The sequence below is a fragment of the Xenorhabdus littoralis genome (assembly GCF_033949345.1).
GTDB lineage: Bacteria > Pseudomonadota > Gammaproteobacteria > Enterobacterales > Enterobacteriaceae > Xenorhabdus > Xenorhabdus littoralis.
Map to the genome: position 1 here is coordinate 47,197 of NZ_VCDP01000008.1, position 17,052 is coordinate 64,248.

General features: G+C 41.7%; 14 protein-coding genes and 2 pseudogenes. 9 read left to right on the plus strand and 7 right to left on the minus strand.

Annotated features, from left to right (window positions below; translation table 11 throughout):
- Window positions 1-52: 52 nt before the first annotated feature.
- From FE394_RS03205 to iolB, 4 genes are all read left to right on the plus strand, one after another.
- Window positions 53-1,741 (plus strand): solute:sodium symporter family transporter, encoded by a 1,689-nt coding sequence (locus FE394_RS03205; RefSeq protein WP_319924962.1) that lies wholly within the window; start codon window positions 53-55, stop codon window positions 1,739-1,741.
- Window positions 1,742-1,956: 215 nt separating this feature from the next.
- Window positions 1,957-3,861 (plus strand): bifunctional 5-dehydro-2-deoxygluconokinase/5-dehydro-2-deoxyphosphogluconate aldolase, encoded by a 1,905-nt coding sequence (locus FE394_RS03210; protein ID WP_319924963.1) that lies wholly within the window; start codon window positions 1,957-1,959, stop codon window positions 3,859-3,861.
- A 58-nt stretch (window positions 3,862-3,919) separates the two neighbouring features.
- Complete coding sequence (iolE, locus tag FE394_RS03215) at window positions 3,920-4,810, plus strand: myo-inosose-2 dehydratase (RefSeq protein WP_319924964.1); 891 nt, start codon at window positions 3,920-3,922, stop codon at window positions 4,808-4,810.
- Between the two features lie 19 nt (window positions 4,811-4,829).
- Window positions 4,830-5,660: a 5-deoxy-glucuronate isomerase gene (gene iolB / locus FE394_RS03220; protein ID WP_319924965.1), complete on the plus strand. Its 831-nt coding sequence runs from the start codon at window positions 4,830-4,832 to the stop codon at window positions 5,658-5,660.
- A gap of 55 nt (window positions 5,661-5,715) precedes the next feature.
- Here the strand turns inward: iolB and FE394_RS03225 are convergent, their stop codons facing one another.
- The 4 genes from FE394_RS03225 to FE394_RS03240 all read right to left on the minus strand — a co-directional run bounded on the left by FE394_RS03225 (window position 5,716) and on the right by FE394_RS03240 (window position 10,048).
- Window positions 5,716-6,582, minus strand: a complete 867-nt coding sequence (locus tag FE394_RS03225) for an AraC family transcriptional regulator (RefSeq protein WP_319924966.1) — start codon at window positions 6,580-6,582, stop codon at window positions 5,716-5,718.
- A gap of 408 nt (window positions 6,583-6,990) precedes the next feature.
- Complete coding sequence (gene yegD, locus FE394_RS03230; RefSeq protein ID WP_319924967.1) at window positions 6,991-8,343, minus strand: molecular chaperone; 1,353 nt, start codon at window positions 8,341-8,343, stop codon at window positions 6,991-6,993.
- 566 nt (window positions 8,344-8,909) lie between these two features.
- Entirely contained in the window at window positions 8,910-9,251 is a 342-nt protein-coding gene (locus FE394_RS03235) for an FxLYD domain-containing protein (RefSeq protein ID WP_319924968.1), read from the minus strand.
- 575 nt (window positions 9,252-9,826) lie between these two features.
- Window positions 9,827-10,048, minus strand: coding sequence for a cysteine hydrolase family protein (locus FE394_RS03240; RefSeq protein ID WP_319924969.1), 222 nt, complete (start codon window positions 10,046-10,048; stop codon window positions 9,827-9,829).
- Window positions 10,049-10,253: 205 nt separating this feature from the next.
- Here FE394_RS03240 and FE394_RS03245 point away from each other — a divergent pair.
- Window positions 10,254-10,409, plus strand: a pseudogene (locus FE394_RS03245) (IS3 family transposase); the annotation flags it as partial.
- Window positions 10,410-10,702: 293 nt separating this feature from the next.
- Window positions 10,703-10,915, plus strand: a complete 213-nt coding sequence (gene cspE, locus FE394_RS03250; RefSeq protein ID WP_319924970.1) for a transcription antiterminator/RNA stability regulator CspE — start codon at window positions 10,703-10,705, stop codon at window positions 10,913-10,915.
- A gap of 145 nt (window positions 10,916-11,060) precedes the next feature.
- Here the strand turns inward: cspE and FE394_RS03255 are convergent.
- The 3 genes and pseudogenes from FE394_RS03255 to FE394_RS03265 all read right to left on the minus strand — a co-directional run bounded on the left by FE394_RS03255 (window position 11,061) and on the right by FE394_RS03265 (window position 14,647).
- Window positions 11,061-11,742 (minus strand): annotated as a pseudogene (locus tag FE394_RS03255) (IS1 family transposase).
- 337 nt (window positions 11,743-12,079) lie between these two features.
- On the minus strand, window positions 12,080-13,585 hold the full coding sequence (locus FE394_RS03260; RefSeq protein ID WP_319924971.1) for an aminotransferase class V-fold PLP-dependent enzyme: 1,506 nt from the start codon (window positions 13,583-13,585) through the stop codon (window positions 12,080-12,082).
- 24 nt (window positions 13,586-13,609) lie between these two features.
- Window positions 13,610-14,647: a class I SAM-dependent methyltransferase gene (locus FE394_RS03265; RefSeq protein ID WP_319924972.1), complete on the minus strand. Its 1,038-nt coding sequence runs from the start codon at window positions 14,645-14,647 to the stop codon at window positions 13,610-13,612.
- Between the two features lie 497 nt (window positions 14,648-15,144).
- Here FE394_RS03265 and moeB point away from each other — a divergent pair, with 497 nt between their 5' ends.
- The 3 genes from moeB to FE394_RS03280 are packed head-to-tail and all read left to right on the plus strand — an operon-like array spanning window position 15,145 to window position 17,009.
- Window positions 15,145-16,311 (plus strand): molybdopterin-synthase adenylyltransferase MoeB, encoded by a 1,167-nt coding sequence (moeB, locus tag FE394_RS03270; protein WP_319924973.1) that lies wholly within the window; start codon window positions 15,145-15,147, stop codon window positions 16,309-16,311.
- Window positions 16,312-16,321: 10 nt separating this feature from the next.
- Window positions 16,322-16,729 (plus strand): M67 family metallopeptidase, encoded by a 408-nt coding sequence (locus tag FE394_RS03275; RefSeq protein ID WP_319924974.1) that lies wholly within the window; start codon window positions 16,322-16,324, stop codon window positions 16,727-16,729.
- 7 nt (window positions 16,730-16,736) lie between these two features.
- Window positions 16,737-17,009 (plus strand): MoaD/ThiS family protein, encoded by a 273-nt coding sequence (locus tag FE394_RS03280; RefSeq protein WP_319924975.1) that lies wholly within the window; start codon window positions 16,737-16,739, stop codon window positions 17,007-17,009.
- Window positions 17,010-17,052: the final 43 nt, after the last annotated feature.

The following is a 17,052-nucleotide window of genomic DNA, read 5'->3' on the forward strand; positions in this document are numbered from 1 at the left end:
GTCCTGTCAGCTCATTGCTGCCTGAAAGCGGTTAATCAGGGTGGAGGATCATATGTCAGCTTTTCTTTCTTTTATTGGTTTTACTCTACTGGTCGCCGGGTTTGCTTATTACAAAACAAGAAATAAACAATTAAGTGCTTCTACTGAAGGTTATTTTCTTGGCGGGCGTTCCCTGACTGGAATATATATCGGCAGTTCTATGCTATTAATGAATCTGTCTACAGAGCACTTGGTCGGTTTAAATGGTTTGGCATTCAGAACCGGTTTTATTGTTATGGCTTGGGAAGTGATTGCGGCATTAACGATTGTATTATTTGCCATTTATTTCCTGCCAAAATATCTGAAATTGGGTATTTCGACGATCCCTGAATATCTTGGACGTCGGTTTGATAAAAATACGTTACTAATTACATCGATTTTGTTTTTGGCGATGTATGTGATTTCATTATTACCCATCGTGTTATATACCGGAGCCATTGCACTGGAAAGCCTGTTTCAGGTTTCGCAAGTTTTTCATGTGGATAAAGTTACGGCACTTTGGATCATGGTTTGGGGTGTCGGTGGTCTCGGGGCGATTTACGCAATTTTCGGCGGGATAAAAGCCATTGCGGTTGCCGATACCATTAACGGCGTTGGCTTGATTGTCGGTGGCTTGATGGTGACCATTTTTGCCTTGTTGTATGTCGGGGATGGCAATGCATGGAAAGGATTGATCGACGTTTATCAGACTCATCCGGATAAATTCAATTCTATTGGAAGTGAAGACTCACTTGTTCCATTTTCGACGCTGTTTACGGGGTTGATTGTCTCTAACATGTTCTTCTGGTGTACCAACCAATCTATCGTGCAGAAATCATTGAGCGCCAAAAATCTGGCAGAAGGGCAAAAAGGAGTAATGCTGTGCGCCTTATTTAAGCTCATCATTCCTTCCATCATTATCCTGCCGGGGATCATTGCATTCCATATCTTCAGTGGTCAGATAGATAATCCCGATAATGCCTATCCCGCATTAGTGCAGTTGGTTCTCCCCAACGTTCTGGTTGGCTTCTTTGCTGCGGTTGTCGTAGGCGCAGTATTCTCAACCTTCAGCGGTGGCCTGAATTCCTCCGTGACGTTATTTACCGTCAATATCTATAAACCACGGATTAACCCGAATGCCACAGAAGCCCAGGCAGTAACAGTGGGTAAATATCTGGGAATTGGATTGTCGCTGGCCACAATGATTATTGCCCCATTTGTCGCCAATGCTCCCGATGGCCTGTTTTACCTGATTCAGCAATTACAGGGGATTTTCAACGCGCCGATCCTGAGTGTGGTACTGGTCGGGTTGATGACAAAACGAGTTCCCCCAATTGCGGCAAAACTGGGGCTGCTGTTTGGTATGTCGGCCTATATCATTGGTAATTTTATTCTGGACATCAACCTTCATTTCTTCCATTTGGTTGGCATCCTGTTTGTCCTCAATATTCTCTTTATGCTAACGATTGGTTATTTCTTCCCAGCCGAATCTTATCAGGAAGTGTATACAGGACAGGTGGATATTACACCGTGGTCGATGGTGAAACCGATGGGATGGCTAATTACATTAGCTGTGCTCTCTATGTATATCTTCCTTGCTCATAACGTGCCGGCTTATGTGATGGCTCTCTATTATGTCTTTGTTGCGGGCATTCTGGGCTATGTTTTCTATCGGATGGGGAAGGAAATCGTTAATCGACATGGCATTCGAAAAATAAGTTGAAGAAATAGAAGGGACGTTATTGGTTTTCATGATGTTAATGAAAAATCTCTACCGGATCACGTATTGAAATTTATATTTACTTTTGTATTGAAAATGAAATAAATGCTTCATATAAGGGTAGAGACATAAGGATAAAGACATAAGGATAAAGAGAGAAAATAGCTTTTTACGTTCTGGCTTTCAGCAAAATAGCATGTTCGGTAAGAGGTGATTTAATGGAGCAGAATAAAAAGTTTGATGTCATCTGCATGGGGCGCATTGCGGTTGATTTGTATGGTCAGCAAATCGGTTCTCGCCTGGAAGATATGGGGAGTTTTTCGAAATATCTGGGCGGTTCTTCGGGGAATGTAGCCTATGGCACGGCACGTCAGGGATTGAAATCCTCAATGCTGGCAAGAGTCGGTGATGAGCACATGGGGCGTTTCCTGCGTGAAGAGTTAGAAAGAGTCGGCTGTGATACCAGCCATTTGATTACCGATAAAGAACATCTGACAGCTTTAGTTTTACTTGCTATCAAAGATAACGAAACTTTCCCTCTGATCTTTTACCGTGATAACTGTGCTGATATGGCTATCACCCGCGATGATTTCAGTGAAGATTATATTGCATCCGCTCGTTGTCTGGCTATTACCGGAACCCATCTCTCTCATCCACAAACACGTGATGCCGTGCTGACCGCATTGAAATATGCTCGCTGTAATGGTGTTAAAACTGCCATCGATATCGATTATCGTCCGGTCTTGTGGGGATTGACTTCACTCGGTGACGGAGAAACTCGCTATATCACCTCGGAACAAGTAACAGCACAATTACAGGAAGTACTTTCTCAGTTTGATCTGATCGTAGGAACGGAAGAGGAGTTTCACATTGCTGGTGGCTCCACGAATACTGTAGAAGCTTTGCGACTCGTGCGGGAGTTGACTGCTGCAACATTGGTTTGCAAGAGAGGATCATTGGGATGCTCAGTATTTATTGCCAGCATTCCCGATACCTTGGATGAGGGGATCACTGTACAGGGTGCCAAAGTGGAAGTCCTGAATGTCTTGGGAGCGGGAGATGCCTTTATGTCTGGCTTGTTGCGTGGTTATCTCAATAATGAAAGTTGGGAACAGGCTTGCACTTATGCCAATGCTTGTGGGGCTCTGGTCGTTTCCCGTCATGGTTGTGCGCCAGCCATGCCAGATAAATCTGAGTTGGATAATTATTTGATGCGTGTGGCAGAAATGCCGCGCCCTGATTTAGATCCATATCTTAATCACCTGCATCGCATTGGCAGCCGCCACAAACAATGGGATGAACTGTGTGTCATGGCATTTGATCACCGTATCCAACTTGTCGAAATGGCACGTAAGGTCAGTGCCAGCCTTGATCGAATCCCCCAACTGAAAAAATTGTTATTCCGAGCCTGTCAGGAAGTGAGCGCGGAAGCCCATTTGGAGGGTAAAACGGGCATATTGTGTGATAGCAGTTTCGGTCAGGAAGTGTTGAATGCCGCGACAGGACAGGGATTATGGATTGGACGTCCGATTGAATTACCGGGTTCCCGACCACTTTGCCTTGAGCACGGTAATATTGGATCTCAACTCGTCAGTTGGCCACGGGAGCATATCGTGAAATGTCTGGTATTCTTCCATCCGGAAGATAACCATCCCCTGCGTCTGGAACAAGAAAAAATGGTACAGGAAGTCTATTCAGCTTGTTGCCAATCCGGTCATGAGTTGTTGCTGGAAGTCATTTTACCCGCAGACATGCCTCATTCTGATGAACTTTACCTGCGAGCGCTCCGGCGTTTTTACAATCTTGGCATTAGACCGGATTGGTGGAAACTGCCGCCAATGCAATCAGCGACCTGGGATCACATTGGATCATTGATTGAACAACGAGATCCCTACTGCCGTGGCGTTGTGATCCTTGGTCTTGACGCGCCAGAAGAAATTCTGAAAGCAAGTTTCAAAGCGGCGGCGGGTAAATCAATCGTCAAAGGTTTTGCTGTCGGACGAACGTTATTTGGGCAGCCGTCATTAAAATGGCTGGCAGGCGAAATTGATGAAGAAACTCTTATCCTGCAAATCAAAACAAATTACCACAATTTGATTAGCTACTGGCGCCAGCGTGGATAGCAGTACGGATAAAAACGAATAGAACATTCCCTATTTTTCATCTTACAGGAGAACCTCTATGGCTGTTCAACTGGGCATCAATCCCCTGACATGGACAAATGATGATCTTCCTTCTTTGGGTGCTGAAACATCTCTGGAAACTTGCCTGACAGAAGGGCGACAAGCGGGATTTGTCGGTTTTGAGCTGGGCAATAAATTTCCTCGTCAGGCACAGATTCTTGGACCTATTCTGGCTGGCCATGATTTAAAGCTGGTATCTGGCTGGTATTCCGGCGAACTGCTGACACGCAGTGTTGAAGAAGAAATTGCAGCCGTTCAGCCACATTTGACTCTATTGCGTGAATTGGGTGCCAATGTAATGGTTTTTGCCGAAGTAACACACTGTATTCATGGAGATCAGGCAAAACCTGTGCATTTTCGTCCACTATTTCCGGCAGAGCAGTGGCAAAAATATGGGGAAAAACTGACGGAATTCGCGCGTTATACTCAGTCACAAGGAGTCCAAATTGCTTATCACCACCACATGGGAACGGTGATAGAAAGCGCGGAAGACATCGATAACCTGATGGAAAATACGGGCGAAGAAGTCGGTTTGTTGCTGGATACCGGGCATCTGACTTTTGCGGGAGATGATCCATTGGCAGTGACAAAGCGTTGGTGTAAGCGCATTAATCATGTGCATTGCAAAGACATTCGTCCGGATGTGTTAAAAGATGTCAAAAATAGAAAAATCAGCTTCCTTGATGCGGTATTGAGCGGCGTCTTCACTGTACCGGGAGATGGCTGCGTTGATTATCCGGCTATTTTTGAGGTTTTGAAATCAAATCATTATAACAGTTGGCTGGTGGTTGAAGCAGAACAAGATCCTGCCGTCGCCCATCCACTGACGTATGCCACGTTGGGTTATAACAATCTGTACAGATTTGCCAAAGAAGCGGAATTAATTTAAACGCGGAGATGGAAACCAAATGTCTGAACTACTATCAAAATATCACACGCCTGATCAGGACAAACGAACACAACATATTACACCAGAAACGGCAAACTGGGGATATGTCCACTTTGCTGTTTACGAACTGAAAGCGGGAGAATCTATCGTTTTACCTGCATCGGAAAATGAAACATGTCTGGTGTTGATAGCGGGAAAAGCCACAGTAATAACCCCAAAAAAGCAGTTTGAACAGATTGGGGAGCGGATGAGTCCCTTTGAACGTAAAAAACCTTACGCTGTCTATGTTGCATCACATGAACTGATGGAAATTATCGCCGAAACTCACCTTGAACTGGCTGTGTGTCAGGCTAAAAGTAAAGGAAACTATCCTACTCGTTTAATTGCCCCGCAGGATATTGGCGCAGAACAGCGTGGCACTGGTAATAATCGACGTTATGTCCATAACATCCTGTCAGATGACCAACCAGCGGATAGTTTACTGGTTGTTGAAGTCTATACGGATGAGGGCTGTACCAGCTCTTATCCTAGCCATAAGCATGATACTGACAATGAACCACAAGAAACCTATTTAGAAGAGACTTATTACCACCGCTTGAATCCATCACAGGGCTTTTGTGTACAGCGGGTCTATACTGACGACCGCTCGCTGGATGAAACGATGGCGGTCTATAACAAAGATGTTGTGATAGTACCGAAAGGGTATCATCCTGTTGCCACCATTGCGGGATATGATAGCTATTACTTAAATGTTATGGCTGGCCCGACACGTAAATGGTTATTTACGTGGGAACAAGATCACCAGTGGGTTAACAGCAAGGAATATGCAGCGAAATATGCTGATCGTTAGATGGATTTCAATCTGCGGCATAACATAAGTAGTACTGCCGCAAGTTGAAGTTTTTTTACATTATAGGCAGGTAGATATCTGTTACGGTTTCGGCTTCAGGCACGGTTGGGAACAATTTTACCCGCTCAAAAAAGAGTGGAAAGTCCCGTATTTCTTGATTGTTTTCTGATAACCAATTTGTATATAGATAATTGGCGATGCTGGTTATTTCATCATCTGGGCCAATATGTCTTATATAGGCACATTTTCCTGCTGGAATAATTTTACGGATAATTTTGGGATGTTGAATCACAAACGATGAGGATATTTCCACGCATAAATCAAATTGATATTCCTCGGATTCAACTTTTTCGGGATCTGCATAAACGAGATTAAACGTTTTGTTTTTCTCAGGTGGTAACTTGTTATTTTTTCTCCATTCTATGAATTCTTTGATTGTACTGCCAATTTCAGATGGAAAACCTTTGTGCTCCATAACTGCCACTGAGGTTTCTGGAAAATTAACAATGTTTACTTCAATATCGGTTAATTTCTCATTCATAGCTTGAGTCCTAATATTATTTATAATCTTGTGTTGGTTATACCAGATAGACCAATCAGGTTTTTTTCTGAACTCAATAGGACTTTGCCCAATAACACTTTTGAATGCTCGGGAGAATGCTTCTGGACTCTCATAGCCACATGTAAGAGCAATGTCTATAACTGAATTATCGCTATACGCCAGCTCATAAACTGCTTTTTTCAAACGAAGTTGCCTGATGTATGCAGCCACGCCGATGCCATAATTTGCAGAAAATAATCTGTGAAAGTGATACTTAGAACAAACCACAACATTACTCAAACTTTCTCCATCCATATTGGTATCGATATTGTCATCAATATAATGAAGAAGTGCATTCAATCGCTGTCTAATCATAGTCATAATATCCAATCCATCTGGTATGAGGACATGTTATATAACTTTCTATGGCAGAGCATGATAATAATTGCTGAAAAATCAGTGATGGTTACAGCTCACTTATAATTGGTGAGGGTTCAAATAATGTTCAATAGTTTTGGCATGAATTATAATTTACTTTGGGCTTCAACGTGGATGTTTATATCCATCTTTCTGATATTTTTAATGGTAACTGTTCCATTTTTCATCATGAAATAAAAAAATTATTTCGTAATGATTTATTTTCTTGTGATAATTATTGATAACGATTGGATTCAATATTTATTTATTTTAGAAAGGAATTGACTGTTTTTTTATGAATGAGCAACATGATAAAAATGTAATTAAATAATAAAAAGCAGACACTATTTTATTGAGTCTGCTTTTGGCTTATTAAGAGAAGCAAATATTTGCCCAGCGGGCTAAACCCGTAGTCACTGAGCCAAAGTAGTTCCCCCCTACCAGCGGGATGCCCGGTAACTCCTGTTCAACAGCCTGACGGAGAATAGGTGAACTCGCAGAACCGCCAGTCATAAAGATCACATCTGGTTGAGTTCCTCCCTGTGCCACTGCTTCACTAACCAATTTCGCCATTTTAATTTTAGTGGATTCGATCGCCGCAATCATCTGGTCGCGCTGAATATTCAATTCAATATTTTCTGACAATAAATTCAATTTAACGCAATGCTCAGACCGCACCGAAAGGGCGATTTTGGCCTCTTCTGCACTTCGAACCAAGCTGTATCCTAATGTGTCTTGGTATACCTTCAATAATCGGGCTAATTTTTCTGGCTCTTGAGCATCTCTATGCAAAGATTTTAATGCCGCCAAATTCTGGCGAGAATAGAACTCTTTCTGAGCCTGCACATCGTTGATGGCAATAGGATTCCAAAATTGAGTCAGTGGCATATCAATACCCGAGGCCACTTTGCTTCCTAGTCCAAAAGGATGCATGAGTTGTTTGAAGGTCAGATTAATATCTAAATCATTCCCGCCGATGCGCTGACCGGTATGCGCCAGCAAGCTATCGCTGCGCTCAGATTTTCCTCTCCAGTTGGGTCCCATCTGGATAAGGGAACAGTCTGTTGTTCCGCCGCCAATATCGACGATCAATACCGTTTTATCTTCTGTCAGAGTGGCCTCATATTCCAAACCAGCGGCTACTGGCTCAAACTGGAACTCAATATTGCGAAACCCAGCTCGTTTTGCGGCATCAAGTAAAATTTTCTCAGCTTGTTGGTTAGATTTGTCACCACCACGGCCATGAAAATTGATTGGACGGCCAATCACAACATCTTCAACAGACTGTTGTTTATTGGCTTCGACCTGTTTCTTGATATTTGCCATCATGGCGCAAACCAGATCCTCAAAAAAGCTGATTTGGATATCTCTTAATCCCATCGCGCCCAGAAAGGATTTTGGTGATTTTACGTAGTAAACATCTTGAGGATCTTCTAAATATCGCGCCAGTGCTTCTTGTCCAAATACGATATCATCTGGCAAAAGCTCAATGCCTTCTTCACGATTTACAGCAATTGCGCCACGAAGAAGTTGTTCACCCGTTTGATTACTTGGGCTGATATTCCAATGACGAAATAAATGTTCAGAAACAGATTCTCGAGTCGGTGCGGCCAGCGCTGAAGGCATGTAAAAATTATCATTTTCGATAGCAATCAGTCGTGGCGTATCCCCGATCATTTCTGCTACTGCGCAATTTGATGTGCCATAGTCAAAACCGATGAACATAGATTTCCTCATCCTCAATCGTGGAAAATTTTAAAAAGGGCGAAGATGCTATCGTAAATTAGCGTGAAACGCGAGCCTAAAATAAATGGATTTAAAATGAAATCCATTCTGTCATCAGATGAATTTATATTGATATTTAAGACACGGATAATTCATTGATTATTTCAGTGCTGATAGTATAAATAGGCAGTAGGAATAGATTTAATAATATCTGAGCAGGAGCGTCATTAATCATTTTGAGCGCATTTTTTATAGGGATCTTCAGTACATTGATATCTCTCTTCTTCTTCAACACCGCCATTTACATGTTGTGTGTGAAGGGCGCTATAAAGAAATACGGGTGCAACAGCATCAAAGTTTAAAAAGTAACTTTGAAAAAACGACACTGAACTATGGAAGGCAAAACATGTTTTTTGTTTTGCCTTCGGTCGTCAGCAGACGAATCGTGTGAGCAGCGCTCAGTGATGATTGTTGATATACTTATTTCACTTCAAATGCTGGTTTAAATTGGTTTTAAATCATTATTAATCAATATGATAAAAAACCATATCCATGCATCTTCAAGCTTATTGAGTATAAATGTTTATTGCTCCGAGTTTAACAGAGTCAAATTTTATAGAAGGCTCTACTGCCGAGTCTATTTTCCATTTCCCCTTAGGGCCAAAATTTATTATATAAGAGATAGATATGCCAGATAAAACATCTCCTTGGTAAAGTTTGAAATGGACAAACACGTAATCAAGTTTCTGGTCTGTATTGTTTTGTACGTCAGCTAGTATATATTTAACCCCATCTTGCCCAGTGACGACACGAACATTTGTGACTGATACCATATCATTGTTATTAGCCACTGATGGTAAATTTGCCTTGACGAGCATTTCCAAGATATTTGTCATATGATTTGTCATATTATTACCCTCTATGTGTTTGCTATGTTAAGGTCATTGTAAATATCCCATAATTTATCCATGTCTGATATTTCATTTTATATTGCGTACTTCTTATCTGAGTATCTTTCATAATCTATAAGAATCTATAATTAATAATAGATTAATTATGAACTGAATTTTTATATCTATCATATTGATTAATAACTTATTTTATGTAGTTGATTAGTTGTCATAAACCGCTCCGGATACTCAATGAAATACGTTTGTGTTCCATTATCATTCTACTATTCATACTGTTTTTTTAGTTATCTCTGAATATCACCGTGCTACTGAAAAAGATGAAAGCGCCAGTAAAATTCACCTGATTGAACAGGCACAAACCGCATTAAAGTGTACCCATATTTTGTAGAAGATTAGTCTGATATTTTAGAACGCAGCTGCTACTATTTCGATTAAATGGTTTGAAATATCCACTGATTTAAAATGATGAACTAATAGCATCAGAATAATTGATCAAAGTTGCATGCCGATCATTCAGTGTCGACAAAATTTTTATATTCTAGCTCTAATGCTTTGATAGCAGTGGTAGTAACTTACATATGACTCATGAAACCCGAAAAAATAAGTTGCTTGCGGAAAGTTAGTGATAACAAGTTATTTAACTCTGCATTATAAAATGAATTAGGCAATGACTTGATAATCATTTTCTTCCCATTATTTTCTTCAATATCCTTAATCAAACGGTATTTATCTTTGCGTGAGTTAAATATAGCAGGACCGGATTTGGCCTGATTCACCTGATGACAACGTGCCATCAGAATATTCTTGCAGAAAAGTGGTTGAGACTATTTATAGACTTTGTGGAACATCTGAGGCCATAGAAAAAATAAGGGAGATATCAGTGTTGTGACTTTTAGCAGTGACTTTAGTCATTTACCTGAATCTCAGTATTTTATAAGGCGGTTTGGTCATAAATCAACTCGCCGCAGGGCAAGCAAATCGTTCTGATGAGCTGGGCTGTATCAAAGCTTTGGGGACGCGTATCAGTCAATCACAAGTTATATCACTATCTATTACAGTCAGCTTCGTCCTCATTGGTATAACAATGTGTTGACACCGAATGAATCAGAAAGATTGTTTTGGGAAAACTCTTATATAGTGACCAATCTTTATTGACTACATCAGTAAGCGCCGTGCCCAGTGCAATTGCAATGTCGTCACCGAAAAAGCATGGCGATGTATAAACGAAAAAAATAATGCTTGCTAAATAGATCATTACATGAGTATTATAGTTCATCGGTTTGGAACACAGACCTTATGAAAGCAGTTTTAGTAAAGCAGTCCTCAGTTCAAGCGTTATCCATAGATATCCTTCTTCATGAGCCTCCTCCTAAGTGCCCAATAAGTAAATCTCTGAAAAACAGGCCATGTTCGCCACATTGAGTGGCTCAAAATTAAAGGAAGTATCTATGTCTAATAAAATGACTGGTTTAGTAAAATGGTTTGACGCTGGTAAAGGTTTTGGTTTTATCTCTCCGGAAGATGGCAGCAAAGATGTATTCGTACATTTCTCAGCGATCCAAAGTAACGATTTTAAAACCTTGGACGAAGGGCAAAAAGTAGAATTCTCCATTGAGAGTGGTGCTAAAGGCCCATCTGCTGTTAATGTTCGTGTGATTTAATAGCTGATAACTTTGCTAAAGCTTACAATGGCGATGAAGGCGATAGCCTGAGCAGTTAAGCTTGTAGTGATAAAAAACCCGCTCTCTCGGCGGGTTTTTTGGTTTTTGGTTATGTGTCTAATAGTCAGATGATTAATAATTAATATTATTCACGCTCGATGAAAATCCCTATCATTTTATCGTACATTTCTTCCGATTTGGAATAACCGATCGTTTTTCGGTTCAGCCTTTTTACTCGGATACGATAGGCTAAATTGGCCCTTTCTATACGTTGTATAAACGTTTTTTCAACAAGATATCATTCTTCCGTTAGTATTCTGTAAGCGGCGTAGTCATCCGTACAGTTGAACCAGATACTAAAAGGCGCTAATAACGCGAGGAGTTTGCATAAGGTTTCTCTGCTGCGACACCAAAGACATAAGTAACAATCCGCTTTAGGTGAGATTCCCATGCATACTAAAACCCACGCTGATTTTTCTTTTTTCTTGTACGAACAAAAAAACCTTGTTCATCAATTTCACCGATAAGTTGGAGAGTAATCCCTTCAAGGGCGAGCTTGGTCACGTTTTTCGGGATGAGATTTTTAATGTGCGAATGACCGTGTTTACGCCTATCTTCAACACACGAGCGGTATCGCGAATATCGGCGTTATTCATTTCAATATCAACAAGTTGTTCTTTCACTCCGGGATTTCAGGCTTGATAAGTGTACTTCAATTGGAATGCCTTATGGCAGGCATAACCGTGATTACGGGGATGACCGCTATTTCCTTTACCGTGCCCTTTTACCTTTTCTGATTTGTGATAATAAACGTCAATTTTAGCCATGCTTCACCAATAAAAAGGTCGTAGTTAATCTCAACTTCTAACTATTAGAAACATAACCATCTCAACCGAGTACAGCACATCACCATGCAACTGACGTAAATCATGCAAGTAAAATCTACTGGTATTCAAGAAAACTTCATAACCTAACTGTTTACTGTTTAAATAGACGGCTCTGGTAGTTTGTACTGTTACAAATTTCTAATTTCCAGAACCATTTCGATAATTTGCTCTATATCTGTATCATCTTGTTGCGCTTCACACCTCCCCGGAACTGTTTTTGGTGTTCACCAAAACTTAGCGCCTGAAACAGGCTTCCCGTCAATTTCTTATCTAGGATTCAGGCTAACTTAAGCTTCAACAGAAGGGACTTAGCTGATTTCATTGATTCGTCAAGAGATTCCGGACGGATACTTTTCTCCTGTTGTTGATGAAAGATATCTGGATGATCAAGAGAAACTGTCAACTGAGGCTGGTAGTTTTGGTATAACCAAACACCTTTATCATTGTGATAATGATATTGGCTTGCTAGTTGCTGTCCATAGCGGGCGATGAGTGAAACGGCTTCTAGAATGTAATCAATTGTAGGCTGGTCCAGTAGATAGTGCAGATTTAGTCGTACCCAGCCCGGACGGGCAAGGTTATTTCCCTGTGCCAATTTTTCCTGGATATTCTGGCTATCGTCTTGGCTGATGCCCAGTAATTGGTGGGCATACGGTCCAGCACAGGAACAACCGCCTCTGGTCTGAATTCCGAACAAGTCATTTAACATGGCAACAACCATACCATAGTGTAGCCCTTTAATATTAAATGAGAAGATGGCTAGTCTGGGAAGGGAAGGATTGCCCATTAGCTCGAAATTGGGGAGATCTCGCCAGTATGAAAATGCCTGTTCAACCAGATCTTGTTCCCGTTTTTCAATGTAATCTAGGCCAATCTGTTGCTGAATTTTAAATACCAGCCCTGCACGAATCGATTCAATGATAGCAGGAGTACCACCTTCCTCACGACGTTCGATATTGTTGACATACTGATGGGTCGATTCATTTACATATGATACTGTGCCACCGCCGTTAAGGCTAGGAACGGTCTGACTAAAACAGTTATTTTTGATCACCAGCAGACCAGGTGTACCAGGACCACCTAGAAATTTATGAGGTGAAATAAATACGGCATCCATGGGAATTGCTTGTAAGTCAATGGACATATAGGGTGCTGCGGCTGCGAAATCCCAACATGAGAGCGCGCCAAAGGTTTTGAGCAGGGTGGAGATTCCAGCGATATCGGTTTTAATCCCTGTGACATTCGAAGCGGCAGAGAACGAACCGACTTTGAGATAAATATGTTGGTATTTGACGAGCTGCGCTTTTAGCTCTTCTTGATCCAATATACCTTCTTGAGTGAGCGGGATACGAACCAATTCTACATCAGCTTCCCGCCAAGGCAGATCATTGGAGTGATGTTCATAGCCACCTATGAAAACGACAGGTTTTTGCTCCTGATAGTGGGGAATATTCAGCATATGAATAAAGAGGTTAATAGCACTGGTTGCTCCTGAACCTGTGAAAATAATGTGATGATCTTGGGTGGCGTTTAGTGCTTGACGAATTATGTGACGGCTTTGTTCACGCAGAAATGTTGTTTGGAGTCCGGTGATTGAGGTTTCGGTATGTGTGTTTCCGTAGAAGGGCATGACTTGTTGCTGAATAAATTGCTCGATAAAACAAAGGGGTCGTCCGGAAGCCGTATAATCTGCATAGACCAATGGCTTGATACCAAATGGGGTTTTAATGGGCCAGCATTCTCCGATGATCGACTGGCGGATAAAATCCATACTTAATAGCATTATTCGTGTTTCCTTGTCTGATCGTCAAGTGAGTTTATGGGCGATAATTAACGTCATTTCTCCAAATGGAGTTGGGATTTGTTGGGTATCCAGACTAGCGGGATGATTGGCTTTTAAAGCCTCTTCAATCTGACCTGATTCGATAGAAAGCGGGCCATTTGCCAGTTCGGCAGGGAGGCGGCTTAATATATGGAATTCAGGTTGGGTGCGTGCTTGATTCAGTGATTCGTGAAAGCTAATCAATGTTCCGCCGGGAGCCAATGATGTCCAGAGCCGGTTGATACAGTGTTGAAGATTGGTGGCAAAATAGAGGGACATTGCAGCTAGTATCATTTGATAAGGACCACCAAAAGGAGTGGTGTTCATATCACCAGGAAGAAATTTTATGGCCTGAGAGGTATTGGATTCATTAAATCTAGTCGAATCGGTCAGTTGCATTTGTATCGCTGTACAACAAAGAGGCAAATCAAACAATGTTATCTGGCTTTGTGGGTGAATAGCCAAAATATCTTGGGCTAATTCTGCTGAACCTGCTCCAACATCAAGAAAATGTAGTCCATCTCGCCAGTTAGGAAGCGTTTGAAGAACAGGTAACAGGATCAGGTTCCTTGTACTTTTGTGAAAGGCCCGTAAGCGTGATGTAGCCTTTTGCCAAAAAACTTGATCACGCATATCTATTTGCTGTTCTGGTGGTGTGTCCTGCGTCAGCCATTCAACGGATTGCGTTGCTGTAAGAGATTTGATTTCGGCCAGTGAGCAGAGCGTTTCCCCGAGATAATTTCGTGAATGACTGACTAAGTAAGGCTGATAATTGGGCTTTACTGAAAAACTTTGTGCTTGTTTTTCCATAATCCCTAAGGTGACATAAGCGTTGAGAAGTAAAGTTAATCGGGTCGGACACCAATTGAATATCCGGGCAACAGTGGTTGCATTGTTCATGGTAATGAAGTGATCAAACAGCCTATAGCGAAATGCAATTTTAAGTATATTCCAGCGAATTGGGCCTAAGAGCATGCCAAATAGAAATTGTTGTTCGTTGATTTTGTTTATGGACGAATTCATCTGTAGTTCACTATTGATAGTTTTCGAGAATGAGTAGATTTTTGGCTAATTTCCACCAAAATACCTGTAGTAGCGCCGATAATCCGGCTATAGGTTTCTTCATCGAACAGACAGTTCGTTGCAAAAATGAACATAGATAAACTCCGTTCATAGAATGTGTCGAAGTCGATCAATTGGTAGCCGCCCCATTTCAGAGTATTGTTGCTTAATACAATACTGAACTGACATATTGAATAGTTTATTTAAGGTAACCATCTGGCAGGAGTATTTGTCTTGTCTGCTCAATGCCACTATAGGGATTGTAGTGGTAAACGATATAAAATACGGAGCAATCCAATATCAAATTACGAATAAATCTGATTTGCATTCATAGAATGATAAAAATTAGCTCGTCATTTGATATTCTTTACTGCTGCCCTCCTTTTAAATACTTAACCGTATATTGAAGGCCCGATTAGTTATAAGCGGGCCAGAAAAGAAAAAGTGGAGGGATTACAATGAGATTACCACCGCTTGTCGAACCTGCCCCTCATTTAGATAAAGAGGAAAAGGAGAGATACAGCCGTCATCTGTTGCTGCCGGATATTGGATATATCGGTCAGTGTCGACTGAAAAATGCCAAAGTGTTAGTGATCGGAGCCGGAGGATTGGGGTCACCTGCATTACTTTATTTGGCTGCGGCTGGTGTTGGAACAATAGGAATTATTGATTTTGATGTAGTCGATGAGTCGAATTTACAACGCCAGATAATCCACAGTCAGTCAGACATTGGGCGCAATAAAGCGGATAGTGCCCGTCAGTCGATCCAAGAAATCAACCGATTTACCCATGTCATTTGTCATCAACAACGCCTTGAACCAGAGAACGCATTAGAGCTGATCCGTCAGTACGATTTGGTACTGGATGGAACTGATAATTTTGCAACCCGCTATCTGGTAAATGATGCTTGTGTGTTAGCTGACAAGCCCTACGTGTGGGGATCTATCTTCCGTTTTGAAGGACAGGCTTCCGTGTTTTGGGAAAAAGCACCGAGTGGACTGGGGCTGAATTATCGTGATTTGTATCCTATACCACCACCACCTGAACATGCTCCCTCTTGTTCTGAAGGTGGAGTATTTGGCGTATTGTGTGCCGCCATTGGTTCTATTATGGCAACCGAAACCATCAAATTGATTACGGGAGCAGGGACAAGTCTTCTGGGCCGTTTAATGGTTTATGACGCTTTAGATATGACATACCGCACTCTACCGCTTCGTCGCGCTCCGGATCGTAAACCAATCACACAATTAACAGATTATCAGGCTTTCTGTGGTCTCGAATCACAAACTCCTGATGCGGTTGTTCCGCAAGTTACTCCACAGGAACTTCAGAAAATGTTGGAGCGGGGGGACTCTGTCCAATTGGTGGATGTTCGGGAACCTTGCGAACGTGAGATCTGCGGTATCGACAATGCTATTGGGATTCCTCAACGAGAAATTATGAATGGGAGAGGGCTAGGTCAGCTTGATCGACAACGTACGGTAGTTGTGTATTGCAAGATGGGAGGACGCTCCCGAAATGCACTGCTTGCTATGCAGGAGCAGGGATTTAAATCATTGCTAAACCTGGAGGGCGGCATCCTAAACTGGATTCGTCAAGTAGATTCTTCACAAGCTACATATTAAGGAGTGTCCAATGCTAGTGTTATCTCAAGCTCAAGTGGATGAAATTGTGAAACATGCTGAGGAGGAGCACCCAATTGAAGCTTGCGGACTAATCGTTGGTCCCTGCGGGAGCGATCGGCCAGAATTAGTTGTTCCGATGCGCAATAGCGCTGCTTCTGAAGTCTATTTTCGCTTTGATTCGAAACAACAGCTTCAAGTCTGGCGTCAAATGGAGAGAGAAGAACAAGAACCGATTGTTCTCTACCATTCTCACTCTGGTTCACGGGCTTATCCGAGTAGAGAAGATTTGGCTTTTTCTGTTTCACCCCAGATTCACCATGTCATTCTTTCTACTGCACCTGAATCACGGTTTGAGCTGCGTAGTTATCGGTATGTACAGGGAAATGCGGTCGAAGAAATCATAAAAATTATTCAGTGAGGAAATTATGTCAGTAATGGTTCATATACCCACCATTTTGAGAACATTCACTAATGATCAGAAAACGGTAACCACTTCTGGTGAAAGTATTTGTGAAGTCATTAATAACCTCGACATTGACTTCCCGGGAATTAAAGACCGTTTAGTGAAGGAAGAAGAAATCCACGGATTTATCAACCTCTATGTCAATGATGATGATATCCGTTTTGGAGAAGGACTGAAAACCACAGTGAAAGTCGGTGATGTGATCACAATTCTTCCAGCAGTGGCTGGGGGTTAATTCACAATCTTGGGGTCAGGGTTTATTACAATCGGGGCGTATC